Origin of the sequence: Amycolatopsis sp. NBC_00348, assembly GCF_036114655.1 — a bacterium.
Taxonomy (GTDB): Bacteria; Actinomycetota; Actinomycetes; order Mycobacteriales; family Pseudonocardiaceae; genus Amycolatopsis.
Genome location: NZ_CP107994.1, coordinates 5,185,776 through 5,209,315 on the forward strand (window position 1 = coordinate 5,185,776; position 23,540 = coordinate 5,209,315).

The window sequence follows — 23,540 nt, forward strand, 5'->3', positions numbered from 1 at the left end:
GACGAACCGCACGCGGCGGTTCGGACCTGCGAGGGAGCGACCATGACCGACGGACCGTGGAGCCAGACCCGGCTGCTCGAATTCGAGCCCGAAGACGAAGGCGAGGACACCCGGCCCTGGGGCGTGGTGACCGAGTCGGCCAACGCCCTGTGGACCGGCGGCGGCCGCGACGTCGAGGTGGTGCGGAGCGCCGCGTACGACGGCGCGTTCACCCTGCGCACGGACGGCCCGGTGCTGTACGGCCTCCCCGGCGTCGAGGCGAACGAGGGCGAGGTCCGCACCCGCACGGCGGACCAGCGCGCGGACCGCGCTCGCCGTCGGGTCCGGGCCGACGCCCCCACGGGCGCGCCGCACCGGCCGAAGGGCGTCCCGCTGGGCATCCACCCGAAGACGACCACGTCACTCGGCCCGACGCGGCGCGGCATCACCTCCCGCGGCACGAAGACCCTGTTGTCGGAGAACCACAGCACGATCATCGACGGCGAGTCCCGGTCGCTGGTCTACCCGTCGGCGTACCCGTACACGGCGGTCTGCAAGCTGTACTGCAGCTACCAGCCGACGCCGGGCGGGAGCTGGGTCACCACGTCCGAGGCGACCGGCTACCTGATCGGCCGCAGCACGCTGATGACCAGCGGTCACGTGGGCCCGCCGACGAGCGGGCCGTGGCAGATCAAGGTGATCCCGGCGTGCTGGAACGGCCAGTCCGTGTTCGGCGCCGGCCTGGTCAGCTACGTCCGGAGCTACTGGTCGTGGAACTCGGACTCGGGCAGCGACATCAAGGTCTGCCAGCTGTGGGACCCGATCGGGGACAACGTCGGCTACTTCGGCTACCGCGGGTACAACAGCGCCTGGGAGGACGGGGACTACTGGACCATGGCGGGCTTCCCGTACGACGTCAGCCTGACGTCGATGTCGTACGAGCCAGCCATCGCCGTCCGCGACGACGACGACGGTGACGACATCACCGTCAACGGCACGAGCTACGACACCACCCAGGTCGAGAGCGACGCCGACGAGGCGTCCGGCGTCTCGGGCGCGCCGCTGTGGGGCTGGTGGGACGACGGCCCGTACGCGATCGGCGTGCACCACGGCGTCGAGCACGACGGGACGATCTTCGGCACGGAGACGCTCTCCTGCGCCTCCGGCGGCGCGGGCTTCACCCAGGCCGCGAGCTGGGCCCGCGGGATGTGGGGCTAACCCGCCGGCGTCACGAACCCGGAGTCGTAGGCGCGGACGACGGCCTGGGTGCGGTCGCGGGCCCCGAGCTTGGCCAGTACGTTGCCGACGTGGGTCTTCACGGTCTGGATGCCCAGGTACAGCTCGGTCGCGATCTCCACATTGGACAGTCCGGCGGCCATCAGGCGCAGCACTTCGCGCTCCCGCTCGGTCAGCCCGGCACTCGCCAGGCCGTCGCCCGCCGGCGACGGCGAGTGCCGGGCGGCCAGCTTGCGGATCGCCGCCGGGAACAGCAGCGACTCCCCCGCCACCACCGTCCGGATCGCCGCGACGATCTCCTCCGGGCGAGCCCGCTTGAGCAGGAACCCGCTGGCGCCGGCGACGAGCGCGTCGTAGACGTAGTCGTCGTTCTCGAAGGTGGTCACCACGATCACCTTCGGCGGACTATCCACAGTGGACATCAGATGCGTGGTGGCGCGGATCCCGTCCACCGCGGGCATCCGGACGTCCATCAGGACGACGTCGGGGTGCAGCCGGGCCACCAGCCCGGGCACCTCGGCGCCGTCGGCGGCCTCGCCCAGCACGGCGAGGCCGGCTTCGCTGTCGATGATGGCCTTCAGGCCGGCGCGGATCAGCGGCTCGTCGTCGACCAGCAGCACCCCGACGTTCATCGCCCGCTCCCCCACGGCACCCGCACCACGACCTCCCACCGCTCGCCGGACCGTCCGGCCGTCAGCTCGCCACCGAGCACCGCCGCCCGCTCGGCCATCCCGCGCAGGCCCCGGCGGCCCGACCGCGGCGTCGCGCTGCCGAGCGGGTTGCCGACCCGGGCGACGAGGCCGGTGGCCGCGACGTCGACGTCCAGCGTCACCGGGACCTTACCGGCGTGCCGCACGGCGTTGGTCAGGCATTCCTGCAGGATCCGGTAGACCTCGCGCGACACCACCGGCGGCACGGCGGCCAGATCGCCGTCGACGCCGGCGGTGACCTCGGTGCCGGCCAGCCGCGTCGCTTCGAGAAGGTTCGGCAGGTTGGTCAGCGACGGCTGCGGCGTCCGGCCCGCGGCCTCCTCGCGCAGCAGCCCGAGCACGTGGTCGAGGTCGTCGAGCGCGGTGCGGGCCGAGTCCTCGATGGCGCCGAGCGCGCGTTCGGCGAAGTCCGGATCAGTGCGCAGCGTCCGCCGGGCGGCGCCGGCCTGGATCGAGACGACGCTCAGCGCGTGCCCCACCGAGTCGTGCAGCTCCCGGGCCAGCCGGTTGCGCTCGGCGAGCAGCTCGGTCCGCCGTTCCAGCTGCGCGATCCGATCGGCGGCGGTCATCCCGAGCAGCCGTTGCGCGGCCAGCCGCAGGACCCCGCCGATCACCCACACGGCGTAGATCAGCACGACGACGGCCACCGCGAAGACGACGGGGATCCACGCGGACGCCCAGCCCTTCGGCACGGTGACCTCGGCCTCGCCTTGGATCAGGTTGCCGGTGAACACGGCGCTCACGGAGAGCCCGAAGGCGACGGGCGCGGCGAGGCTGACCAGGCTGACGCCGCACCCGACGAGCACGTGCAGCGCAAACATCACGGCCGCCCGGACCCGCCCCGGCCGGGTGTGCGGTTTCGCGGGCGCGCCGGGAGCGGGATTGTCGAGCAGCTCCCGGACGGCGGTGGACTCGAGCACGTGCACGGCGGGCAGGAACGCGGTCCCGGCCACGACGAGCAGCGTGACAAGGCCACCGATCCCGGCGGCCCGGTCCAGCGTGGTGGTGAAGGGCAGCAGCGACGGCACAGCCACGGCGGCGAAGAGCAGGTAGGGCACGCTGATCGCCCCACCGAGGACGAGATACACCCAGCGGCGGTAGGTAGCCCTGCTCACCAGCGGCCGGAGTACACGCACAAGCCGATCTTCGCAGGCCGCGGGGTCAGGCGCTTCCCTCTCGCGATGGAGGGCGCGCCCGTCGTGAGTGTTTAGGGCGGTTCTAACCGCCCTAAACACTCACGACCGGGACCGGCTAGTAGGCGACCTGGCGGGTCTCCGCCGTGCGGGCTGCCGCGAAGCCGTTCCTCCACAGGGACTGGACCTTGGTCGCCTCCGCCGCGGACGGCTTCGCGTTCTTGCACGCCGTGCCCGGGCCGTGGCCGGACATCAGCTCGGTGCACGGGCCCGTGTAGTCGTCCGGCAGGCCGAGGTTGTGGCCCAGCTCGTGCGCGGCGATGCGCGTCGGGTCGAAGCCCTCGGCGACCTGGCTCGTGTCGAGGTAGATGTCGCCGCGGCCGTGGCCGTTCGTGTTGGTGTACGAGCCGCCGCTGTGGATCTCGTGGAACACCACCGTGGCACCGCTGCTGCGCTTGACCAGCTTGACGTCGGTGACCACGGCGTTCCAGTTGGCCGCGCCCTGGTCGATCTGGGCGAGGTAGTCGGCCGCGCCCGACGAGTTGTAGTACACCGTCGTGACCGCGGCCGGCGCGGCCGAAGCGGTGGTGAGCCCGGCGCCCAGGGGCACCGCGACCGCGGCGGCCAGCACCAGGACCCGGCCGAGCAGACGTCCGTTCATCGTGTCTCCTTTTGTCCGTTTAGAGAACACTTCACCGTAGTTCGCGCGGTCAGGTTAGAAGTCAACGTCACCTGGTGGCCACGGCCGAAAGTAGCTCCCTCGCGGGAGGGAGCCGGGTCCCGCCGCTGCGTGAGCCCGCCGATGGCGCCGCCGTGGTCTGCTCGGCCACGGCGAAAGGGAACCGATGAACTTCTTGCTGGGCCTGCTGACCCTCCCCGTGTACATCCTGGTGCTGTGGCCGCTGGTCGCCGCGTCGCGCCGGGTGCTCGGCGTGCGCATCGGCGCCGTCCGCGCGCTGTGCGGCGCGGCGTTCGGCTGGCTCGTCGCCGGCGGGGTCGCGCAGGCGTTCCCGAAGTCGTTGCCCGGCAACGGCGCGGCGTTCCTCGGGCTGCTGATCCCGTTGGCGGGCAGCGCTTTCCTCGCGACGCTGGTCTTCCTGTTCGTCGCCGAGATGGCGTTCCCGGGCGGCCTCGGCCTGGGCCGGCTCCGCGCCGCGTACGCCCGGGTTTCGCGCGCCCGCCGGTACTCGCAGATCAGCCGGATCGCGATCAAGCACGGCCTCGGCCGCTACCTCGCGGGCCGCCGCGAACCCGGCCTGGCGCCGGGACGGCAGGCCAAGCTCGCCCGCTCGCTGCGCCGCGCGCTCGAGGAGGGCGGCGTGACGTTCGTGAAGCTCGGCCAGCTCCTGTCGACCCGCGCGGACCTGCTGCCCGCGGCCTTCGTCGAGGAGCTCGGCAAGCTCCAGGACCAGGTCGCCCCCGCGCCGGCCGACGCCGTCCGGGCGGTGCTGGAAGCCGAGCTCGGCGGCTCGCCCGACGACGTCTTCGCCGAGTTCGACCCGGAACCCCTTGCGGCGGCGTCGATCGCGCAGGTCTACAAAGCACGGTTGCGCAGCGGCGAGGACGTCGTCGTCAAGGTCCAGCGCCCCGGGGTGCGGGAGCAGGCCGAACGCGACGTCGACATCGTCCGCCGCGTCGCCGCCGCTCTGGAGGAGCGGGCGGACTGGGCGCGCTCGCTGGGCGTCGCCGAACTCGCCGACGGCTTCGCCACGGCCCTGGCCGAAGAGCTGGACTTCACCATCGAGGCCCGCAACATCGCCGCCGTGGCCGCCACTTCCGGCCCGGACGTCGCGCTCCCGACCGTCCACAAAGCACTGTCCACTGAGCGCGTACTGGTGATGTCCCGGTTGAGCGGCAAGCCTCTGGAGACGGCGCCGGCGGCCGAGCGCGACCGGCTCGCGAAGTCGCTGCTGCGCTGCCTGCTCGACCAGATGATGATCGGCGGCGTCTTCCACGCCGACCCGCACCCGGGCAACCTCCTGCTGCTGACCGACGGCCGCCTCGGCCTGCTCGACTTCGGCTCGGTCGGCCGCCTCGACGCCGGGCTGCGCGGCGGCCTGCAGAACCTGGTGCTGGCCCTGGACCGCGGCGACCCGGCGGGGCTGCGCGACGGGCTCCTGGAGATCGTCGACCGCACCGGCGACATCGACGAGCAGCGCCTCGAACGCGCACTCGGCGCCCTGCTCGCCCGCCACTTCGGTCCCGGCCGCACGCCGGACCTCGCCCTGTTCACCGGCCTGTTCCGGGTGGTCGCGGACTTCCGGCTGAGCGTCCCGCCCCCGGTGGCCGCGGTGTTCCGGGCGCTGGCCACGGTCGAGGGCACGCTGTCGGCGCTGTCGCCCGGCTTCGACGTCGTGGCCGAGTCCCGCGCGTTCGCCGTCGAGCAGGTCGGCGCCGGACTCCGCCCGGCCTCACTGGGCCGCACGGCGGTCAACGAGCTGACGGCGCTGCTCCCGGTCCTGCGCCGCATCCCCCGCCGCGTCGACCGCATCGGCGCCGCACTGGAGGAGGGCCGGCTGTCGGTCAACGTCCGGCTGTTCTCCGACGAACGCGACCGCGACGTGGTGACGAGCCTGGTCCACGAGGTCCTGCTGGCCTTCGTCGGCGCGGCAACGGGTCTGATGGCGGTGTTCCTGCTGACCGGCACGACCGGCCCACGGCTCCTGCCGGAGCTGACGCTGAACCAGGCCTTCGGCTACAACCTGCTGGTGATCAGTGCACTGGTGGGGCTGCGGCTGCTCTTCGTCGTCTTCCGGCGCTCCGGACAGCGCTCACGATCACGCCGATGAGCCCGGCGAAGAACAGCACGACCCCGCCGGCGATCCACCAGCGCAGGGTGGGCAGAGTCGAGTCCGAGTACGGGGTTCCGGGCAGGCCCGCGTCGGTGAAGGCGGTCACCGGCGCCAGCGGCCGCGGGGTGATGACCGTGCCGGTCGCGACCACGAACCCGATGACACCGGACAGCCGCACGGAACCGCTGAACCGCGAGTCGTCGGAGTTGCCGCGGTTGTCACCCTCGACGAAGATCGCGCCGTCGGGCACCTTGGCGGAGAACCCGAAGAGCGTGTCGTCGCCGGGGTCGAGGTAGGGCTCGGTGATCGGCTTGCCGTTGATCGAGAGGTGCCGATCGGTGCAGCAGGCGACGGTGTCCCCGGCGATCCCGACCACGCGGAAGACGCTGACGCCCTCGTGGCTCGGTTGGGCGAACGAGCCGGCGTCGATGGCGACGAGGTCCCCGCGGTGCACCTCGGTGTCGGTCGCCCGGCGCACCACGAGCTGGTCACCGGGCACCAGGGTCGGGCTCATGTGCGGGTCCGGGATCTTGTAGGCCTCGTACCCCACCATGATCCGGCCGACGCCGTAGACCCCGGCGGCCACCCCGAGCACCGCGACGACGATCATCAGGAGCAGCACCTTGGACACGCCGGAGCGCTTCGGCGGAGCCGGTGGTGCGGGCGGGAAAGCGGGTTCGGTCACGAAGATCTATCGGGACACAGTGGACAGCGTTACCCCGTCCGGGGCGCGTACATGATCACCGCGACGCCCGCGAGACACAGCAGCGCGCCGATGACGTCGTAGCGGTCCGGGCGGTAGCCGTCCGCCACCACTCCCCAGGCCAGCGAGCCCGCCACGAAGACTCCGCCGTACGCGGCGAGGATGCGGCCGAACTGGGCGTCCGGCTGGAGGGTGGCCACGAAGCCGTACAGGCCCAGCGCCACGATGCCGCCGCCGATCCAGATCAGGCCGCGTTGTTCGCGGACGCCCTGCCAGATCAGCCAGGCGCCGCCGATCTCGAAGACGGCCGCCGCGAGGAACAGCAGGATCGACCGCAGGAGCACACCGGGATACTAGCTCCCGTGCCGTTCACGCTGAGTCATCCCGCCGCCGTGCTCCCGCTGGCGAGACGGCCGCTGGTGTCCTCGGCGCTCGTCGCCGGGTCCGTCGCGCCGGACGTCTTCTGGTTCGTGCCACGGCTTCCCGGCGTCGGCCTCACCAAGACCCACGAGCTGACCTCGGTCCTCTGGCTCGACCCGCTCCTCGCGCTGGTGGTCCTCGCGCTCTTCCAGGTCCTGCTGAAGCGGCCTCTGCTGGCCCTGGCCCCGAAATCACTGGCCGAACGGCTCCCCCGCCACTTCAGCTGGAAACGGCCGGGCTGGATCGCACTGTCGCTGGTCATCGGCGCCGCCACGCACGTCGGTTGGGACGCCTTCACCCACGAGAACGACGGGTTCCCGTTCCTGCGGATCCCGCTCGTCACCGGCGTCGACGTCGGACGTCTGATCCAGCTCGTCAGCACGATCGCCGGGGCCGGGATCCTCGGCTGGTGGCTGCGGAAGTGGTACCGCGGCGCGCCCACCAAGCCGGCGCCGAGAGCCACCCGCCACCGCGGGCCGGTGGTGGCGCTCCTCTTCGTCGGCGCGCTGGCCGGCGTCCTGACGAGCGTCCTGCCGTTCCTGGCCCACCACGACCCGATGACCCGCGCGGGCGTCGTCGGCAACGCGACCTACCTGCTGGCCACCGGCGCCTGCACCGGGTTCGCCGTTGCTCTCGTTTTCTACGCGCTGATCTGGCACGCGCAGTATAGGTCGTTATACACGAAGCGGGCCACCCCGGAGGGTGACCCGCTCGATGCGACGGAAGTCAGACGGTGAAGCCGAGGGCGCGCAGCTGCTCGCGGCCGTCCTCGGTGATCTTCTCCGGGCCCCACGGCGGCATCCAGACCCAGTTGATCCGGAAGTCCTTGACGAGGCCGCCCGACGTCAGCGCGGCCGACGTCTGGTCCTCGATGACGTCGGTCAGCGGGCAGGCCGCCGACGTGAGCGTCATGTCGATCGTCGCGCTGTTGTCCGGCTCGACGCGGATGTCGTAGACGAGGCCGAGGTCGACGACGTTGATCCCGAGTTCCGGGTCGACGACGTCGCGCATGGCCTCCTCGACGTCCTCGAGCTTCGCGAGCTCGATGTCCTGCGTCGCGGTGGTCTCGGCGTCGAGGTCGGCGGCGGTGCGCCCCTCACGAGTGGCGGTCTCTTCGGTCATGCTTTCTCAACTCCACTGGTGGTCCGGGCGACGGCGTCCTTGAAGGCCATCCAACCGAGGAGGGCGCACTTGACCCTGGCCGGGTACTTGGCGACGCCCGCGAAGGCGATGCCGTCCTCCAGCACTTCCTCGTCCGGTTCGACCTTTCCCTTGCCCTGCATCAGTTCGACGAAGGCGTCCATGGTGGTGAACGCCTCCTCGAGGGTGTGCCCCACGACCAGGTCCGTCATGACCGACGTCGAAGCCTGGCTGATGGAACAGCCCTGGCCGTCGTAGGAGACGTCGGCGACCTTCCCGTCGTCGAGCTTGACCCGCAGCGTCACCTCGTCGCCGCAGGTCGGGTTGACCTGGAACGACTCGGCGTCGAACGGGTCCCGCAGGCCGCGGCCGTGCGGGCGCTTGTAGTGGTCCAGGATGATCTCCTGGTACATGCTTTCCAGGTTCACTGGGCCACCCCGAAGAACTTCTGGGCCTCACGAACACCCGCTACCAGGGCGTCCACTTCGGACAGCGTGTTGTACAGGTAGAACGACGCCCGCACGGTCGCCTGCGCGCCGCACGCGCGGTGCAGCGGCCACGCGCAGTGGTGGCCGACGCGGACGGCGATGCCGAGGCTGTCGAGCACCTGGCCGGCGTCGTGCGGGTGCACGCCGTCGATCACGAACGACACGGTCGCGCCGCGGTCCTTCAGGTCGGTGGGCCCGACGATCCGGACGCCCGGGATGGCGCCGATGCCTTCGAGGGCGGCCGCGGCGAGCTCGTGCTCGTGCGCCGCGATCCGGTCCATGCCGATGGCCGAGAGGTAGTCGACGGCCGCGCCGAGGCCGATCGCCTGCGACGTCATCGGCACGCCCGCCTCGAACCGCTGCGGCGGCGGCGCGAAGGTGGAGCCCTCCATGCGGACCATCTCGATCATCGATCCGCCGGTGAGGAACGGCGGCATCGCCGAGAGCAGCTCGGTGCGTCCGTAAAGGACACCGATGCCTGACGGGCCGAGCATCTTGTGGCCGGAGAACACCGCGAAGTCGACGCCCAGCGCGTGGAAGTCCACCCCGAAGTGCGGCACCGACTGGCAGGCGTCGAGCACCGTGAGCGCGCCGACGGCCTTGGCCTTCTCGACGAGCAGCGAGACGGGGTTGACCGTGCCGAGCACGTTCGACTGGTGCGCGAACGCGACCACCTTCGTGCGAGGCGTGATCAGTTCGTCCACATCGGACAGGTTGAGCCTGCCGTCCGCGGTCACCTTGAACCACTTCAGCGTGGCCCCGGTGCGCTGGCACAACTGCTGCCAGGGCACGAGGTTCGCGTGGTGCTCCATCTCGGTGATGACGATTTCGTCGCCCGGGCCGACCCGGAAGCGCGAGGCTTCCGGACCGGCCGTGGCGGCGTTGCTCATCGAGTACGCGACGAGGTTGATGCCCTCGGTCGCGTTCTTGGTGAACACCAGTTCCTCGGGGTCGGCGCCGACGAACTCCGCGACCTTGGCGCGCGCGGACTCGTAGGCGTCGGTGGCCTCTTCGGACAGCTGGTGCGCACCGCGGTGGACGGCGGAGTTCGACGTGAAGATGTAGTCGCGTTCGGCGTCGAACACCGGCGTCGGGCGTTGCGACGTCGCCCCGGAGTCCAGGTACACCAAGGGTTTCCCGTCGCGAACGGTGCGCGACAGGATCGGGAAGTCGGCGCGCAGGGCGGCGACGTCCAAAGGAACAGAGCTAGCCGAGGTGGTGGTCATCGGGCCGGCTCCTCTCTTTCTCTCGGTGTAGTCCTGTGGTGGAGAACGTCAGAGCGCGGCCGGCTCGGGCTTGCCGGCGTACTTGACGTAGCCGTGCTCCTCCAGCTCGTCGGCCAGCTCCTTGCCGCCCGACTCGACGATCTTGCCGCCGGCGAAGACGTGCACGAAGTCCGGCGCGATGTGCCGCAGGATCCGGGTGTAGTGCGTGATCAGCATGACGCCGACCTCGCTGTTGGCCTTGTAGGTGTTCACGCCCTCGGACACGACGCGCAGGGCGTCGACGTCGAGACCGGAGTCGGTCTCGTCGAGGATGGCGAACTTCGGCTTGAGCAGCGCCAGCTGCAGGATCTCGTGGCGCTTCTTCTCGCCGCCGGAGAAGCCCTCGTTGACCGAGCGCTCGGCGAACTCCTGCGAGATCTCGAGCTTGCCCATCTCCTCCTTGACCTCCTTGACCCACAGGCGAAGCTTGGGAGCCTCGCCGCGGACCGCGGTGGCCGCGGTGCGGAGGAAGTTGGACATCGAGACGCCGGGGACCTCGACCGGGTACTGCATCGCCAGGAACAGGCCCGCGCGGGCGCGCTCGTCGACGCTCATCTCGAGGACGTTCTCGCCGTCGAGCAGCACCTCGCCGGAGGTCACCTGGTACTTCGGGTGACCGGCGATCGCGTAGGACAGCGTGGACTTGCCGGAGCCGTTGGGGCCCATGATCGCGTGGGTCTCACCCGACTTGATCGTCAGGTTCACACCCTTGAGGATCTCCTTGGCGCCTTCGTCGGTGTTGACCGAGGCGTGCAGGTCCTTGATTTCCAGGGTAGCCATTCTTCGTTTCCTAAAAGTCTGCGGTGGACGGCGTCAGGCGCCAACGGCTTCGAGCTCGGCCTCGATCGCGGCTTCGAGGCGCTCGCGCACCTCGGGGACGTCGATCTTCACCAGGATCTCGTGGAAGAACCCGCGCACGACCAGCCGGCGGGCGGCTTCTTCGGCGATCCCGCGCGACTGCAGGTAGAACAACTGCTCGTCGTCGAACCTTCCCGTCGCGCTCGCGTGGCCGGCGCCTTCGATCTCGCCGGTCTCGATCTCCAGGTTCGGCACGGAGTCCGCGCGCGCACCGGGCGTGAGCACCAGGTTGCGGTTGAACTCGTAGGTGTCGGTGGCCTCGGCCGCGGCCCGGATCAGCACGTCGCCGATCCACACCGTGTGCGCGCCCTCGCCCTGCAGCGCGCCCTTGTAGCCCACGCGCGACTTGCAGTTGGGCACCGCGTGGTCGACGAAGAGGCGGTGCTCCTGGTGCTGGCCGCCGTCGGCGAAGTAGACGCCGAGCATGTCGACGTCGCCGCCCTTGTCGGCGAAGGTCGCCGTCGGCGAGACGCGGACCAGGTCACCGCCCAGGGTGATCACGGTGTGCCGCAGCGCGGCGTCGCGGCCCAGCTTCAGGTGCTGCTCGGAGACGTGCACCGCGTCGTCGGCCCAGTCCTGGACGCTGACCACGGTGACCTTGGCGCCGTCGCCGATGACGAACTCGACGTTGTCGGCGTAGGTGCCGGAGCCGACGTGGTCGAGCACGACGACGGCTTCGGCGAACGCCTCGGCGCGGACCTGCAGGTGCCCGTAGGCGACCTTGCCCTCGCCCGGGCCGTGGATGCGCAGCACGGACGGCTTGGACGCCTTCGTCTCCTTGGGCACCGTCACGACGGTGGCCTTGGTGAACGAGGAGTAGGCCTGCGCGGCGATGCGGTCGCTCGGCACGCCGGCCTGGCCGAGGCGCGCGTCGTCGCGGCCGACGGTCTCGATGGTCAGCTCGGGGGCGGCGTCGAGGTCGAGGGTGATCTCGCCGGTGGCGGGCGCGCTGCCGTCGTGCAGGCCGCGCAGCCGCTTCATCGGCGTGAAGCGCCAGTTCTCCTCACGGCCGCCCGGGACCTCGAAGGCCTCGACGTCGTAGGAGGTGAAACGCTCCGCGCGGGAGGCCGCCGGAATGACGGCCCCCTCGCGGAGAGCTTCGGAAACGTTGTTCTCGGTAACCGACATGACTAGCCGACTGACCCTTCCATCTGGAGCTCGATCAGGCGGTTCAGCTCGAGCGCGTACTCCATCGGCAGCTCACGCGCGATGGGCTCGACGAACCCGCGCACGATCATCGCCATCGCCTCGGCCTCGTCGAGGCCGCGCGACATCAGGTAGAACAGCTGCTCTTCGCTGACCTTGGACACCGTGGCCTCGTGGCCCATGGACACCTCGTCGTTGCGGATGTCCACGTACGGGTAGGTGTCCGAGCGCGAGATGGTGTCGACCAGCAGGGCGTCGCAGACGACGCTGGAGCGCGAGTGGTGCGCCCGCTTCGCCACGCGGACCAGGCCGCGGTACGAGGTGCGGCCGCCGCCGCGCGCCACCGACTTCGACACGATCGTCGAGGAGGTGTACGGCGCGAGGTGCTCCATCTTGGCGCCCGCGTCCTGGTGCTGGCCCTCGCCCGCGAACGCGACCGAGAGGACCTCGCCCTTGGCGTGCTCGCCCATGAGGAAGACCGACGGGTACTTCATGGTCACCTTGGAACCGATGTTGCCGTCGATCCATTCCATGGTCGCGCCCTCTTCGCACTTGGCGCGCTTGGTGACCAGGTTGTAGACGTTGTTCGACCAGTTCTGGATGGTCGTGTAGCGGCAGCGGGCGCCCTTCTTGACGATGATCTCCACGACCGCCGAGTGCAGCGAGTCGGACTGGTAGATCGGCGCCGTGCAGCCCTCGACGTAGTGCACGTAGGCGTCTTCGTCGACGATGATCAGGGTGCGCTCGAACTGGCCCATGTTCTCGGTGTTGATCCGGAAGTAGGCCTGCAGCGGGATGTCCACCTTGACGCCCTTGGGCACGTAGATGAACGAACCGCCGGACCACACCGCCGTGTTCAGCGCGGAGAACTTGTTGTCGCCGGCCGGGATGACCGAGCCGAAGTACTCCTCGAACAGCTCCGGGTGCGTCTTGAGCGCGGTGTCCGTGTCCAGGAAGAGGACACCCTGCTTCTCGAGGTCCTCGCGGATCGAGTGGTAGACGACCTCGGACTCGTACTGGGCCGCGACACCGGCGACGAGGCGCTGCTTCTCCGCCTCGGGGATGCCCAGCCTGTCGTACGTGTTCTTGATGTCCTCGGGCAGCTCTTCCCAGCTCGTGGCCTGCTTCTCGCTGGAGCGCACGAAGTACTTGATGTTCTCGAAGTCGATCCCGGAGAGGTCCGCGCCCCAGTTGGGCATCGGCTTCTTCTCGAAGAGCTTGAGCGCCTTGAGTCGTGCTTCGCGCATCCACTCCGGTTCGGACTTCTTCCCGGAGATGTCGGTGACGACATCCTCGTTCAGCCCGCGACGGGCGCTGGCGCCCGCCTCGTCGGAGTCGGCCCAGCCGAACGCGTACTTGCCCAGGGACTCGATGGTCTCTTCCTGGCTCAAGGGCGCGGTGGTGGGAGTGCGCTGCTCGGCAGCGGCAGTCATGCGGGTTTCCCTCCATTCGGGATCCGTGCTGTGCGCCCAGAGGGCACCGTGCTGACCGGCTCGGGATGGGCCGGCTGACCCGCCGAAGCGGGTACGTGGGTGGTGCACACGGAATCACCGCGTGCGATGGTCGCCAGCCGCTGGACGTGGGTGCCCAGCAGCTTCGCGAACGCCTCGGTTTCGGCCTCGCACAGCTGCGGGAACTCCGCGGCGACGTGGGCGACCGGACAATGGTGCTGGCAAAGCTGCGCGCCGACGTTCTGTCGGAGGCCAGGCCCTTCTTGCGAAGAACTCAGTGTGCCGACCTGACGGGTCGACGCAGCGTAGCCCTCCCTGGTCAGCGCGGTCGCCAAGGCCTCCGCGCGCGCCGCCGGATCACTCGATCCGGTGATCGCCAGGCGGTGCGGCTCGACCAGCGACGCCACGCGACGCTCGGCGAAGGCGCGCACGGCGTCCTCACCCGCGTGCTCGGCGAGGAAGCGGATGGCCGAGACGGCCAGGTCGTCGTAGGCGTGCCCGAAGCGGGCGCGGCCGGCCTCGGTCAGCAGGAAGAGCTTGGCCGGACGACCGCGACCCCGGGGGCCACGCCGCGGCGCGTCCCGGGTCTCGGCTTCGCCATCCGCGAGAAGCGCGTCCAGGTGCCGGCGGACGGCCGCCGGGCTGATCCCGAGCTGCTCGGCGACGACCACGGCGGTCATGGGACCCTGTTCCAGGAGCAGCCGGGCGACCTCACTGCGGGTCTTGCCCTCGGCGCTGACCTGCGACGGGACGACGTTGACCGCGGTGCGGGGCGTGTCGCCACCCACCTGGTCCGCTGCCGCCGTCTTTTTCACAACACAAGTGTGTCTTATTTCCCGGCGGACGGCAAAGGCGGGGTCTTCGGCAGTGACCCGACTCACGCCGCACCGGCGGCGATACCCTGGCTCCCGTGGCTGTGGGCGAACTGGGTGAACATCCTGCACGGCAGGACCGGCAAGTGGCGGACGTCGTCACCGGGAGTGCGCATCCGGTGACGCTGTCGCCCGTCGAGCCCCGGGTGCCGCTCCCCCTGGAGGGTGACGAGCGGCGCGCGCTGAACGTCGTCCGGCGGTTCGGCACGGTCGGGTCCCTCTTCCTCGCGCTGGGCTCCCTCGGCGCCGGCGCCGCGCCGGTGATCAACCCGGTGCAGGAGATCCCGGTGCTGCGGCTGTTCACCCGCATCCCCACCGTGTCGCTGGCCATCGCCATCTCCGGCATGGGCATCCTGGTGCTCAGCTGGCTGATGCTCGGGAAGTTCGCCCGCCCGGACCGCGCGCGGCTCGCGTCGCAGGGCCAGCTCGCCCGCACGATCGCGCTGTGGGTGCTGCCGCTGCTGGTGATCCCGCCGCTGTTCTCCCGCGACGTCTACAGCTACCTCGCGCAGAGCGAGATCGTGCACCGCGGGATGGACCCGTACACCCTCGGCCCGGCGCAGGCCCTCGGCGTCGCCGACCCGTTCACCGCGGGCGTGTCGAACATGTGGCGCGAGACGCCGGCGCCGTACGGCCCGCTGGTGCTGCGCCTCGGCGGCTGGCTCGCGCCGATCTCCGGCCAGAGCATCGCGATGGGCGTGCTCCTGCAGCGCGTGCTCGCACTGGCCGGGGTGGTCCTCATCGTCTGGGCGCTGCCGCGGCTGGCCCGCCGCTTCGGCGTCCAGCCCGCGACCGCGTTGTGGCTGGGCGCGCTCAACCCGCTGCTGATCTTCCACTTCGTCGCGGGCGCCCACAACGACGCGCTGGCCATCGGCCTGATGCTCGCCGGGCTGGAGGTGGGCATCCGGCGGCTGCCGATCCGGGTCAAGGGCGACACGCCCCCGCCACTGGCGCGCGGCGAGCTGCTCTACATCGGGCTCGGCGTCGCGCTCATCACGCTCGGCGTCGCGGTGAAGCTGCCCGCGGTGTTCGCGTTGCCGTTCTTCGCGGTGATGGTCGCGCGGCGCTGGCACGGCCGGCTCAAGGACCTGTTCCTGGCCGGGGCGCCGATGGCGGCGTGGTTCGGCGTCGTGCTGGTCGTGGTCTGCTTCGGCTCCGGGCTCGGCTTCGGCTGGCTGGGTGCGACGTTCAACACGCCCGGCCTCGTGCGCGCCTGGATATCCCCGACCGCGGAGCTGGCGAACCTCTCCGGCGTGCTCGGCATCGCGCTCGGGCTGGGCAACCACACCAACGCGCTGGTGCCGATCCTCGGCGCGCTCGGCTACCTCGTCGCCGTCGCCATCACCTTCAAGTTCCTCTGGGACAGCTTCAAGTGGCGCTACCGGCCGATCATCGGCCTCGGCGTCTCGCTGGGCGCGGTGATGATCCTGCAGATCAACCTGCAGCCCTGGTACGTGCTGTGGGCGGTGATCCCGCTCGCCGCGGCCGCCGGGACGTCCCGGTTCCGGGTGGCCGCGACGGTGCTGTCCGCCGCCCTGCCGTTCCTGCTCCCGCCCACCGGCAGCACCTTCGACGGCCGCCCGTACGTGCTGCCGTTCGCCTACGTCGCGGCGATCGTCGTGTGCGGCGCGGGCATGCTCGTCGTGCGGCGTCTCGCGCCCGTCCTGCTCTCCAGGCCGTCCCCGCGGCTGCCCGCGCAGGCCGACGCCGTATCGTGACGCGATGTGAGTGCCCCCGCCGTCGAGATCACCGGGCTGGTGAAAAGCTACGGCTCCACCTGCGCGGTCGACGGTCTCGACCTGCACATGGAGCGCGGCGGCCTGCTCGCCCTGCTCGGCCCGAACGGGGCCGGCAAGACCACCACCGTCGAAATCTGCGAAGGCTTCCTGCGGCCTGACGCCGGTTCGGTGCGCGTGCTCGGCCTCGACCCGCACCGCGAGTCCGCCGCCCTGCGCCCCCGGCTCGGGATCATGCCCCAGGGCGGCGGCGCCTACCCGGGCGTGCGCGCCGACGAGATGCTCAAGCTCGTGGCCTCGTGCGCCGCGTCGCCGCTGGATCCCGCCTGGCTGCTGGACATCCTCGGCCTGGCTTCGGTGCGCCGGACGCCGTTCAAGCGCCTCTCCGGCGGCCAGCAGCAGCGGCTTTCGCTGGCCTGCGCGCTGGTCGGGCGGCCCGAGCTGCTGTTCCTCGACGAGCCGACCGCGGGCATGGACCCGCAGGCCCGGCGCCTGGTCTGGGACCTGCTGGCCGCGCTGCGCGCCGACGGCGTCTCGGTGCTGCTGACGACCCACCTGATGGAAGAGGCCGAAGCGCTGGCCGACACCGTGGTGATCATGGACCACGGCAAGGTCGTCGTCTCCGGCGCGCCGCACACCCTGACGATCGACGAGAGCGGCACCGCGGGCCTGCGGTTCAAGGCCCGCACCCGGCTCGACACCAAGCTGCTGACCGCCGCGCTGCCGGAGGGCTACGACGTGCGCGAGTCGGCGCCGGGCACCTACGTCGTGGTCGGCTCGGTCGACCCGCAGGTCGTGTCCACGGTCACCGCGTGGTGCGCCCAGCAGGGCGTGCTGCCGGAGGAGCTGCAGGTCGGCCGGCGCACGCTGGAAGAGGTCTTCCTGGAGCTGACCGGACGGGAGCTGCGGGCGTGAACTTCGAGGCCGGCACCTTCACCCCCGCGCCCGGGCGCGGGTCGTTGACGCGGATGCTGCGGACGCACGCGCGCGTCGAGGCGAGCCTGACCCTGCGCCACGGCGAGCAGGTGCTGCTGACCCTGCTCATCCCGCTGGCCCTGCTGATCGGCCTGTCGCTGCTGGACATCCTGCCCGCGTCCCAGCTCGGCTCGACGTCCAAAGTGGACTGGATCACCCCGCGGATCCTGGCGCTGGCGGTGATGTCGTCGGCGTTCACCGGGCAGGCGATCGCGCTGGGCTTCGACCGGCGTTACGGCGTCCTGAAGCGGCTCTCGGCGACGGCGTTGCCGCGCTGGCTGCTGGTCGCGGGGCGGCTCATCGCCGCGCTGGTGGTGGTGCTTCTCCAGGCCGTGGTGATCGGCGTGGTGGCGGCGTTCCTGGGCTGGTCGCCTTCGGTTTCCGGGCTCGCTTCGGCGGTCCTGCTGCTGGTGCTGGGGACGCTGGCGTTCGGCGCCCTGGGCGTGCTCCTGGGCGGCGCGTTACGCGCGGAAGCCGTGCTGGCGCTGGCGAACATCGTCTGGTTCGTGCTGCTGCTGGCGGGCGGCATCCTGCTGGCGCCGTCCGCGCTGCCGTCCGGGATGGCGGTGGTCGTCGAGCTGCTGCCGTCGGGAGCGCTGGCCGAGGGCATGCGCGCGGCACTGGTGGACGGGTCGTTCGCGCTCGGGCCGATGGCGGTCCTGGTGGTCTGGGCGGTCCTCGCGGGCGCACTGGCGACCCGCACGACGAAGCTCACCTGACGCTCGGCGCAAGTTCTCGTGAGTGTTTAGAAGGGTTAGAACCCTCCTAAACACTCACGACCCCTGGTGTCACAGAGCCGGGTCCTGCTGACGGCGTGACCTTGGTCCCTTGTGGTCGCCGCCGCGTTCTGGGCGCCGGGACCTGCCGAAAGCCGGATTTCCGCGCGCTCTACCATCGATGCCGTGCCGTTCACCAGCCTTGTCGCCCGCCTGCCGTATCCCTCCGCCGCGATCCAGCGGGCCGTCGGGATCGCCGCAGTCCTGGCGCAGGCGCTGATCGGCGTCACCGGCTCGATCGTGCGCGTCACCGGGTCCGGGCTCGGCTGCCCGACCTGGCCGCAGTGCGTCGCCGGCAGTCTCGTGCCGAAGCACGACTCGGGCATCGACGCGCTCAACCAGTGGATCGAGTTCGGCAACCGGATGCTGACCGGCGTCGTCATCGCCGTCGCCGCGATCGCCGTCCTCACCGCGTGGCGCGTCCAGATCGACCACCCGTCACGCAAGCGCCTGGTGAAGCTGGCCTGGACGATGCCCGGCGGCGTCGTGCTGCAGGCCGTCGTCGGCGGCATGACCGTGCTGGCGAAGCTCGAGTGGTGGACCGTCGCGATCCACTTCCTCGCCACCACTCCCCTGGTCTGGCTGGCCGTCCTGCTGCTGCGCGCGTTCCGCGAGGGCGACGAGCCCGCGCGGTCGCTGGTCCCGGCGTCGGGCCGCAAGCTGCTGGTCGTGCTCGCCGTCGTGATGTGGCTCGTGCTCGCGGCCGGCACCACGGTCACCGGCGCCGGCCCGCACAGCGGCGACATCAACACCCACCGCCTCGCCGTCTCGGTCGAGACGCTCGCCCAGATCCACGGCGGGCTGCTCATCGCCTACCTGCTGCTGCTCGCGGTGTTCGGCCTGCAGCTGCTGCGCGCCGGCGCGCCGAAGGGCCTGTGGCAGCGCTACACCTGGGTCTGGGTGGTCGCGCTCGCGCAGGGCGGGCTCGGGTCGCTGCAGTACGCGCTGGGCGTGCCGGAGGCGATGGTGTCGTTCCACGTGCTCGGCGCGATGACCGTCATCGTCGCGACGGCGTCCCTGTGGACCGGCAGCCGCGACCGCGGCCCGGTCGTCTCCCTGACGGCCGCGCCGAGCGAACCGGAACTCGCCACCGCCTGAGCAACAGTCGGCCACGCCGCTGTAACTCGGGCAGGCTACGGTTCGCGCCATGACGACGCGCTCCGCGCCCAAGCCACTCATCTCCCACAGCCGCGGCACCGGCGAGATGATCGTGCTCAAGACTTTCCTGCTGGTGCCGTTCGCGGCGCTGCTCGTGGCCGTGCCGCTGGTGTGGGGCTGGGGCATGACCTGGATCGACCTGATCCTCGCCGCGGTGTTCTACGTCTTCGCGACGCTGGGCGTGACCGTCGGCTTCCACCGCTACTTCACGCACGGCGCGTTCAAGGCGAGCCGGCCGCTGCGGATCGTGCTGGCCGTCGCGGGCAGCATGGCGGTGCAGGGTTCGGTGATCTTCTGGGTCGCGAGCCACCGCCGGCACCACGCCTTCGCCGACCGCGAGGGCGACCCGCACTCGCCGTGGCTGTTCGGCACGTCGCCGTCGGCGCTGCTGCGCGGGTTCTGGCACGCGCACATGGGCTGGATGTTCGGCCGCGAGGTGACCAACGCCGACCGCTTCGCCCCGGACCTGGTGGCGGACGCGGACCTGCGTGTCGTCAACCGCTTCTTCTGGCTGTGGATCACCCTCAGCCTCGCCCTCCCCGCGGCCCTCGGCGGCCTGCTGACCTGGTCGTGGTGGGGCGCGGTGACGGCGTTCTTCTGGGCCGGCCTGGTCCGCATCGCGTTCCTGCACCACGTCTCGTGGTCGGTGAACTCGATCTGCCACCTGATCGGCGAGCGCCCGTTCGCCAGCCGCGACAAGGCCGCGAACTTCTGGCCGCTGGCGATCCTGTCGATGGGCGAGTCCTGGCACAACTCCCACCACGCCGACCCGACGTGCGCGCGGCACGGCGTGCTGCGGGGCCAGGTGGACGTCTCGGCCCGGGTGATCTGGGGCTTCGAGAAACTCGGCTGGGCGACCGACGTCCGATGGCCGCGGGTGGACCGGCTGGCCGCGAAGCGCGTCTGACCGCACGGTAACCTGCTCTCGCAGAGAGTGATTCTCTGTGCGAGAGATTCATGAAGGAGACAGACTCGTGGAACACCGACACCACCACAAGCGTGGCGGTGGCGGCGGAGAAGGCGGCGGCAACACCGGCAACTGATCCACGCCATGTCTCCAGGGAGGGGAAGCCGCATCGGGCAGCTGCGGCTTCACTCCATTCAGGTTCGGGGCCATCTGAAGGCGATGCCGTACTCCTCTCGCGGGTGGCAATGCCCCTCGAAGGTGTGCTGCACGAACCCGTCCCCGACGTCGAGCAGACGCGGATCCCCCGTCGGCGGCGGACGCAGCCTTTCGACTTCCAGCTGCTCCGCGTACCACCAGCAAGCTTCCGGCAGGCATTCTTCGTCGAAGTTCACCCGGATCGTCAGCCCGGCGACCGGTTCGCCGTTCTCGAGCTTCCCCGGCGCCACACCGTGGTGGTCGATGGCGACGGCGATCCACTGCCGCTCTTCATAGGAGCGCTCGTCGACCGCTTCGGAAGCGAAACCGTAGGACTCATTCAGCCGCAGCCTCCGCCGGAACCGCAGCCTGGGTACCACGGGATCGCCCGGGTACTCCCCCGGCAGCGCGACGAGGCGGCAGTTCCACAGGGCCTTGACGGGGAGATCGCCGAGGTTCCCGGACCAGCCGGTCACCGCGTGCACGTCGTAACCGTCGAGGCCGTCCGCGCGAGCCACGATGACCCGTTTGGTGAAGCGGCGCAACGCTGTCCGGCGATCCATGACAACGGTGACGACCATCCGTTCCACGAAGACCGGCTGCGCACCCTCGGACGGCGCGCGGAACCCTTCCGCAGTCCGGGTTCCGGGCATGGTTCCTTCCGCGGCCGAGCGCCCGATCTCCACGTAGGGCAGCCAAGCTTCCCCCTCGAGACGCGCGAGGGCTCACGCCACGGCGTCGCAGAGCGTCCCGAGCGCGCTCCCCCACGCCCGGTTCATCGGCGTGTCCGACAGAGGTTCCCGGCTGCCGAACAGGCCGCGCACCTTGGCCAGCTGACGGAACCGGTCCTGGAGAGTCGGTGCCCAGCGCGCGCCGCCGTCCGGCACCGGCGGGAGCCGGAACGCGGCGAGCAGGGTGAAGTGCTCACGCGGTTCCAGCACCGAGCCCAGCTTGCCGATCCGGTCGACGACGAGCCCCCAGATCGCCAGTGCGCGCACCTCGGGCGTGGCGGCCGGCAGTGAAGCGGTCGGGTCGACAAGACACGCCAGCGCGGTGGGGGAACCGCTCGCCGAGGATTCGATCGCGCGCCGGAGAGTTCCGAGCAGATCCCCGTCCTGCCGTCTGGCCAGCAATCCCAGTGCCGCCTTCTCGGGAGATTTCCCCAGGCGTTCACAGTCCGGCTGCGCCGTCACCGCGCGCCCTCCGCCGGCGATTCCGGACAAAGATCGACAAGCGGCGGAAGAACCGGACAGCGGCAGGAAAAGAAAAGCGCCGGTCCGACCGACAGAAACACCTTCGCACCATCAAAGATCATTCCTGGTCCCAGACTTCGAGAGGCACACTCGACACTATGGCGTACTAGTACACCATAGAGAGGGGTAGTGCAGTGGGCAAAGAAATCGAGGGGCGACCTTCGACTCGCAGAGGAGGTTCCCGGGGGCTGCGGGAAGTGATCAAAGCCGGCCTGACCGGAATAGGCGGCCTTTACGTGATCACCGGATCCATCGCCGTCACCACGATCGGCGCGGTCGTCGTCCTCGCGCTGACGGTCGCGTACCGGGCATTCCGATGATCATCACGCGGCCAGGCTTCCGCCCAGTGGAAACGTGGCTGGCAGATCCGCCGCGTTTCGCCTGAGCTGGGCGCGCCTGAACCGCGCGAAGCCCCGTGGAGACCCGATGACGCGTCCGACCTTGCTGCTCGTTCACGGGGCCTGGCACGGCTCCTGGTGCTGGGAACCCGTCCGGACGCGGCTGGCCGACCGTGGGTGGCCGGTGGCGACCGTCGACCTGCCCAGCGTCGCACCGGGCGATGACCGGCCCGGGCTGCACGACGACGCCCGCGCGGTTCGCCAAGCCCTCGACGCGATCGACGGCCCAGCGGTCGTGGTTGCCCACTCCTACGGTGGGGCGGCGGTCAGCGAGGGCGCGGCCGGGGCGCCGAACCTCGCGCACCTCGTCTACGTCACGGCTTTCCAGCTCGACGCGGGCGAGTCGCTCCTCGGCACCGCCGGTGGGCAGCCGCCGTCGTGGTGGAAGGTCGACGGCGATCTGTTCTCCCCGCTGACCCCGCACGAGATCTTCTTCGGCGACGTCGACCCGGACACGGCGGCGGCCGCGATCGCGCGGCTGCGCCCGCAGAGCTACGCCGTCGCGAGTGACCGGCTCACCGCGGCCGTGTGGAAGGACGTGCCCAGCACCTACGTCGTGTGCGAGAACGACAACGCCATCCCGGTGTTCGCCCAGGAAGCGATGGCCCAGCGCGCCGGGCACGTCGAACGGCTGCCGTCGTCGCACTCGCCGTTCCTGTCGCACCCGGCGGAGCTGACCGCGATCATCGAGGCTGCCGCCGGCTAGGCCAGCTGCTGCCGCACCGCCGAGGCGAACCGCATCGCCGCGGCCGGGTCCGTCTGGCGGAAGCCCAGCGAGGGCTCCGTCAGCTCCAGCTCCAGCAGCAACGGCTTGCCGTCCGCGCCGCGGACCAGGTCCACTCTCGCGTACAGCAGCTCCGCGCGGAGGATGCCCAGCAGCGCCGAAGCCGCGTCCAGGACGTCTTCCGCCAGGGCGATCGCGTCGGCGGGTGGCTCGGCCTTCGCCAGCTGCTCCGTCAGGTACAGGCCCGAGGCGTCCATTGTGGACCCGAGCATCGCGCCCTTGGCGAAGGCGTGGGAGTAGATGCCGCCGAAGTAGACCAGGGCCAGCTCGCCCTCGGTGTCCACACTGGACTGGTACGGCTGGATCAGGGCCGTGTGCCCGTCAGCGTGCAAGGAAGCCACGTGCGCAGAGGCGTCCGCTCCGGCGTCGAAGCGGGCCGCGCCGCGGGAACCCGCGCCGACCGACGGCTTGACGACGTACGCCGACTTGGGGAACTTCGCCGGCTCACCCGTCTCGACCAGGGTGGTCGGGACGACCGCCACGCCCGCGTCCAGCAGCTCGGCCAGGTACGACTTGTCGGTGTTCCAGCGCGCCACGGCCGCCGGGTTGTACAGCGCCGGCACGGACTCGCACCAGTCGAGGAACTCGGCGCGGCGGGGCGCGTAGTCCCAGGTGGCACGCAGGATCACGGCGTCAGCGGCGGCGAAGTCGACGCGGGAGTCGTCCCAGGCCGCCCAGGAGACGGCGAAGCCCAGCTCGGTCAGCGCCGCCGGGACGGCGTGCTCGTCGCCGTCGCCCTCGGGCAGGTCCGCGCAGCCGACGAGGATCGCGGTGCGGCTCACTTGCCGGCCATCTTGCGCCGGTGCGCGGCACCGATCTTGGTGGCCTTCACCGTCTCCGCGTCCCACGAAGCGGCTTCGAGGCCCTCGACGGCCTCGACCAGCGCCTCGCCGGTCGCGACGGCCGGCACGACGACGTCGCCGAGCGCGCCGTCGGCCCCGACCAGCACGACGCGGGCGCCGGCGCGGCCGATGTTCTCCACGACCGCGCGGGACGGCTTGCCGTGCGCCTTCACGAACTTGCGCGCCGCGGTCAGCTGGGCCGACGTGGGCGCAACCGCTTCTTCCGAATCCGAATCAGCCACGTCCCGAACCATAACCAACCAGGGACCGGAACGCGGAACAGCGTGGCGTCGGCCATAGTTGTGCCCGGTAGAAGCCCGACT

26 protein-coding genes are annotated in these 23,540 nt (G+C 70.8%); 10 read left to right on the forward strand and 16 right to left on the reverse strand.

Annotated elements, in window-relative coordinates; translation table 11 throughout:
* The first annotated feature begins 42 nt into the window (after nucleotides 1-42).
* Complete coding sequence (locus OHS58_RS21985; protein ID WP_328649666.1) at nucleotides 43-1,197, forward strand: trypsin-like serine peptidase; 1,155 nt, start codon at nucleotides 43-45, stop codon at nucleotides 1,195-1,197.
* On the opposite strand, the gene OHS58_RS21990 is transcribed toward OHS58_RS21985, so the two are convergent.
* The 3 genes from OHS58_RS21990 to OHS58_RS22000 form a co-directional block, all read right to left on the reverse strand.
* Nucleotides 1,194-1,847: a response regulator transcription factor gene (locus OHS58_RS21990; protein WP_328649667.1), complete on the reverse strand. Its 654-nt coding sequence runs from the start codon at nucleotides 1,845-1,847 to the stop codon at nucleotides 1,194-1,196. The genes OHS58_RS21985 and OHS58_RS21990 overlap by 4 nt on opposite strands.
* Entirely contained in the window at nucleotides 1,844-3,061 is a 1,218-nt protein-coding gene (locus OHS58_RS21995; protein ID WP_328649668.1) for a sensor histidine kinase, read from the reverse strand. The genes OHS58_RS21990 and OHS58_RS21995 overlap by 4 nt, the downstream gene beginning before the upstream one ends.
* A 115-nt stretch (nucleotides 3,062-3,176) precedes the next feature.
* The gene (locus tag OHS58_RS22000; RefSeq protein ID WP_326954669.1) at nucleotides 3,177-3,719 is read right to left on the reverse strand and encodes a snapalysin family zinc-dependent metalloprotease; all 543 of its coding nucleotides are present in this window, start codon (nucleotides 3,717-3,719) and stop codon (nucleotides 3,177-3,179) included.
* Between the two features lie 184 nt (nucleotides 3,720-3,903).
* Here OHS58_RS22000 and OHS58_RS22005 point away from each other — a divergent pair, with 184 nt between their 5' ends.
* Nucleotides 3,904-5,847, forward strand: a complete 1,944-nt coding sequence (locus OHS58_RS22005; protein WP_328649669.1) for an ABC1 kinase family protein — start codon at nucleotides 3,904-3,906, stop codon at nucleotides 5,845-5,847.
* On the opposite strand, the gene lepB is transcribed toward OHS58_RS22005, so the two are convergent.
* Both lepB and OHS58_RS22015 read right to left on the reverse strand, forming a co-directional pair.
* The gene (lepB, locus tag OHS58_RS22010; protein ID WP_328649670.1) at nucleotides 5,771-6,535 is read right to left on the reverse strand and encodes a signal peptidase I; all 765 of its coding nucleotides are present in this window, start codon (nucleotides 6,533-6,535) and stop codon (nucleotides 5,771-5,773) included. The two genes, OHS58_RS22005 and lepB, sit on opposite strands and share 77 nt — an antisense overlap.
* Before the next feature lie 29 nt (nucleotides 6,536-6,564).
* Complete coding sequence (locus tag OHS58_RS22015; protein WP_326947896.1) at nucleotides 6,565-6,897, reverse strand: YnfA family protein; 333 nt, start codon at nucleotides 6,895-6,897, stop codon at nucleotides 6,565-6,567.
* 18 nt (nucleotides 6,898-6,915) lie between these two features.
* On the opposite strand from OHS58_RS22015, the gene OHS58_RS22020 reads away from it, so the two are divergent.
* Entirely contained in the window at nucleotides 6,916-7,710 is a 795-nt protein-coding gene (locus tag OHS58_RS22020) for a DUF4184 family protein (protein ID WP_328649671.1), read from the forward strand.
* On the opposite strand, the gene OHS58_RS22025 is transcribed toward OHS58_RS22020, so the two are convergent.
* The 7 genes from OHS58_RS22025 to OHS58_RS22055 are packed head-to-tail and all read right to left on the reverse strand — an operon-like array spanning nucleotide 7,700 to nucleotide 14,136.
* Nucleotides 7,700-8,095 (reverse strand): metal-sulfur cluster assembly factor, encoded by a 396-nt coding sequence (locus OHS58_RS22025; protein WP_247049216.1) that lies wholly within the window; start codon nucleotides 8,093-8,095, stop codon nucleotides 7,700-7,702. The genes OHS58_RS22020 and OHS58_RS22025 overlap by 11 nt on opposite strands.
* A complete protein-coding gene (sufU, locus tag OHS58_RS22030) occupies nucleotides 8,092-8,541 on the reverse strand; it encodes a Fe-S cluster assembly sulfur transfer protein SufU (protein ID WP_247049215.1) in 450 nt (149 codons plus the stop codon). The genes OHS58_RS22025 and sufU overlap by 4 nt, the downstream gene beginning before the upstream one ends.
* Nucleotides 8,538-9,827, reverse strand: coding sequence for a cysteine desulfurase (locus OHS58_RS22035; protein ID WP_326947894.1), 1,290 nt, complete (start codon nucleotides 9,825-9,827; stop codon nucleotides 8,538-8,540). The genes sufU and OHS58_RS22035 overlap by 4 nt, the downstream gene beginning before the upstream one ends.
* Before the next feature lie 48 nt (nucleotides 9,828-9,875).
* Entirely contained in the window at nucleotides 9,876-10,646 is a 771-nt protein-coding gene (sufC, locus tag OHS58_RS22040) for a Fe-S cluster assembly ATPase SufC (RefSeq protein WP_326947893.1), read from the reverse strand.
* Nucleotides 10,647-10,679: 33 nt separating this feature from the next.
* Entirely contained in the window at nucleotides 10,680-11,852 is a 1,173-nt protein-coding gene (gene sufD, locus OHS58_RS22045; RefSeq protein ID WP_326954674.1) for a Fe-S cluster assembly protein SufD, read from the reverse strand.
* A 2-nt stretch (nucleotides 11,853-11,854) separates the two neighbouring features.
* Complete coding sequence (gene sufB, locus OHS58_RS22050) at nucleotides 11,855-13,303, reverse strand: Fe-S cluster assembly protein SufB (RefSeq protein ID WP_284747204.1); 1,449 nt, start codon at nucleotides 13,301-13,303, stop codon at nucleotides 11,855-11,857.
* A complete protein-coding gene (locus OHS58_RS22055) occupies nucleotides 13,300-14,136 on the reverse strand; it encodes a helix-turn-helix transcriptional regulator (RefSeq protein ID WP_442875568.1) in 837 nt (278 codons plus the stop codon). The genes sufB and OHS58_RS22055 overlap by 4 nt, the downstream gene beginning before the upstream one ends.
* Nucleotides 14,137-14,279: 143 nt before the next feature.
* Between OHS58_RS22055 and mptB the strand changes: the two genes are divergently transcribed.
* From mptB to OHS58_RS22080, 5 genes are all read left to right on the forward strand, one after another.
* Nucleotides 14,280-15,911 (forward strand): polyprenol phosphomannose-dependent alpha 1,6 mannosyltransferase MptB, encoded by a 1,632-nt coding sequence (mptB, locus tag OHS58_RS22060; RefSeq protein WP_328649672.1) that lies wholly within the window; start codon nucleotides 14,280-14,282, stop codon nucleotides 15,909-15,911.
* A gap of 6 nt (nucleotides 15,912-15,917) precedes the next feature.
* The gene (locus OHS58_RS22065) at nucleotides 15,918-16,844 is read left to right on the forward strand and encodes an ABC transporter ATP-binding protein (RefSeq protein ID WP_326947889.1); all 927 of its coding nucleotides are present in this window, start codon (nucleotides 15,918-15,920) and stop codon (nucleotides 16,842-16,844) included.
* Between the two features lie 53 nt (nucleotides 16,845-16,897).
* Nucleotides 16,898-17,623 carry an ABC transporter permease gene (locus tag OHS58_RS22070; RefSeq protein WP_326951483.1) on the forward strand — a complete coding sequence of 242 codons (726 nt, stop codon included), beginning with the start codon at nucleotides 16,898-16,900 and terminating at the stop codon, nucleotides 17,621-17,623.
* A 183-nt stretch (nucleotides 17,624-17,806) separates the two neighbouring features.
* Entirely contained in the window at nucleotides 17,807-18,778 is a 972-nt protein-coding gene (locus OHS58_RS22075; RefSeq protein ID WP_326954676.1) for a COX15/CtaA family protein, read from the forward strand.
* Nucleotides 18,779-18,827: 49 nt separating this feature from the next.
* Nucleotides 18,828-19,745 (forward strand): acyl-CoA desaturase, encoded by a 918-nt coding sequence (locus tag OHS58_RS22080; RefSeq protein WP_326947886.1) that lies wholly within the window; start codon nucleotides 18,828-18,830, stop codon nucleotides 19,743-19,745.
* Nucleotides 19,746-19,939: 194 nt separating this feature from the next.
* Here OHS58_RS22080 and OHS58_RS22085 read toward each other — a convergent pair whose 3' ends face one another.
* Nucleotides 19,940-20,626, reverse strand: a complete 687-nt coding sequence (locus OHS58_RS22085) for a hypothetical protein (protein ID WP_328649673.1) — start codon at nucleotides 20,624-20,626, stop codon at nucleotides 19,940-19,942.
* 39 nt (nucleotides 20,627-20,665) lie between these two features.
* Entirely contained in the window at nucleotides 20,666-21,133 is a 468-nt protein-coding gene (locus OHS58_RS22090) for a hypothetical protein (protein WP_328649674.1), read from the reverse strand.
* 257 nt (nucleotides 21,134-21,390) lie between these two features.
* Here OHS58_RS22090 and OHS58_RS22095 point away from each other — a divergent pair, with 257 nt between their 5' ends.
* Both OHS58_RS22095 and OHS58_RS22100 read left to right on the forward strand, forming a co-directional pair.
* On the forward strand, nucleotides 21,391-21,513 hold the full coding sequence (locus OHS58_RS22095; protein WP_328649675.1) for a hypothetical protein: 123 nt from the start codon (nucleotides 21,391-21,393) through the stop codon (nucleotides 21,511-21,513).
* Nucleotides 21,514-21,619: 106 nt separating this feature from the next.
* Entirely contained in the window at nucleotides 21,620-22,297 is a 678-nt protein-coding gene (locus tag OHS58_RS22100) for an alpha/beta fold hydrolase (RefSeq protein WP_328649676.1), read from the forward strand.
* On the opposite strand, the gene OHS58_RS22105 is transcribed toward OHS58_RS22100, so the two are convergent.
* Together OHS58_RS22105 and OHS58_RS22110 are read right to left on the reverse strand one after the other, a co-directional pair.
* The gene (locus OHS58_RS22105; protein ID WP_328649677.1) at nucleotides 22,294-23,157 is read right to left on the reverse strand and encodes an ATP-grasp domain-containing protein; all 864 of its coding nucleotides are present in this window, start codon (nucleotides 23,155-23,157) and stop codon (nucleotides 22,294-22,296) included. The genes OHS58_RS22100 and OHS58_RS22105 overlap by 4 nt on opposite strands.
* Nucleotides 23,154-23,459 (reverse strand): hypothetical protein, encoded by a 306-nt coding sequence (locus OHS58_RS22110; protein WP_328649678.1) that lies wholly within the window; start codon nucleotides 23,457-23,459, stop codon nucleotides 23,154-23,156. The genes OHS58_RS22105 and OHS58_RS22110 overlap by 4 nt, the downstream gene beginning before the upstream one ends.
* Nucleotides 23,460-23,540 lie beyond the last annotated feature (81 nt).

Coding starts and splice junctions, on each gene's coding strand:
- OHS58_RS21985 (WP_328649666.1), top strand. CDS start 43: ATGACCGACGGACCGTGGAGCCAGACCCGGCTGCTCGAATTCGAGCCC.
- OHS58_RS21990 (WP_328649667.1), bottom strand. CDS start 1,847: ATGAACGTCGGGGTGCTGCTGGTCGACGACGAGCCGCTGATCCGCGCC.
- OHS58_RS22000 (WP_326954669.1), bottom strand. CDS start 3,719: ATGAACGGACGTCTGCTCGGCCGGGTCCTGGTGCTGGCCGCCGCGGTC.
- OHS58_RS22005 (WP_328649669.1), top strand. CDS start 3,904: ATGAACTTCTTGCTGGGCCTGCTGACCCTCCCCGTGTACATCCTGGTG.
- OHS58_RS22025 (WP_247049216.1), bottom strand. CDS start 8,095: ATGACCGAAGAGACCGCCACTCGTGAGGGGCGCACCGCCGCCGACCTC.
- OHS58_RS22035 (WP_326947894.1), bottom strand. CDS start 9,827: ATGACCACCACCTCGGCTAGCTCTGTTCCTTTGGACGTCGCCGCCCTG.
- sufC (WP_326947893.1), bottom strand. CDS start 10,646: ATGGCTACCCTGGAAATCAAGGACCTGCACGCCTCGGTCAACACCGAC.
- sufD (WP_326954674.1), bottom strand. CDS start 11,852: ATGTCGGTTACCGAGAACAACGTTTCCGAAGCTCTCCGCGAGGGGGCC.
- sufB (WP_284747204.1), bottom strand. CDS start 13,303: ATGACTGCCGCTGCCGAGCAGCGCACTCCCACCACCGCGCCCTTGAGC.
- OHS58_RS22070 (WP_326951483.1), top strand. CDS start 16,898: ATGCTGCGGACGCACGCGCGCGTCGAGGCGAGCCTGACCCTGCGCCAC.
- OHS58_RS22080 (WP_326947886.1), top strand. CDS start 18,828: ATGACGACGCGCTCCGCGCCCAAGCCACTCATCTCCCACAGCCGCGGC.
- OHS58_RS22100 (WP_328649676.1), top strand. CDS start 21,620: ATGACGCGTCCGACCTTGCTGCTCGTTCACGGGGCCTGGCACGGCTCC.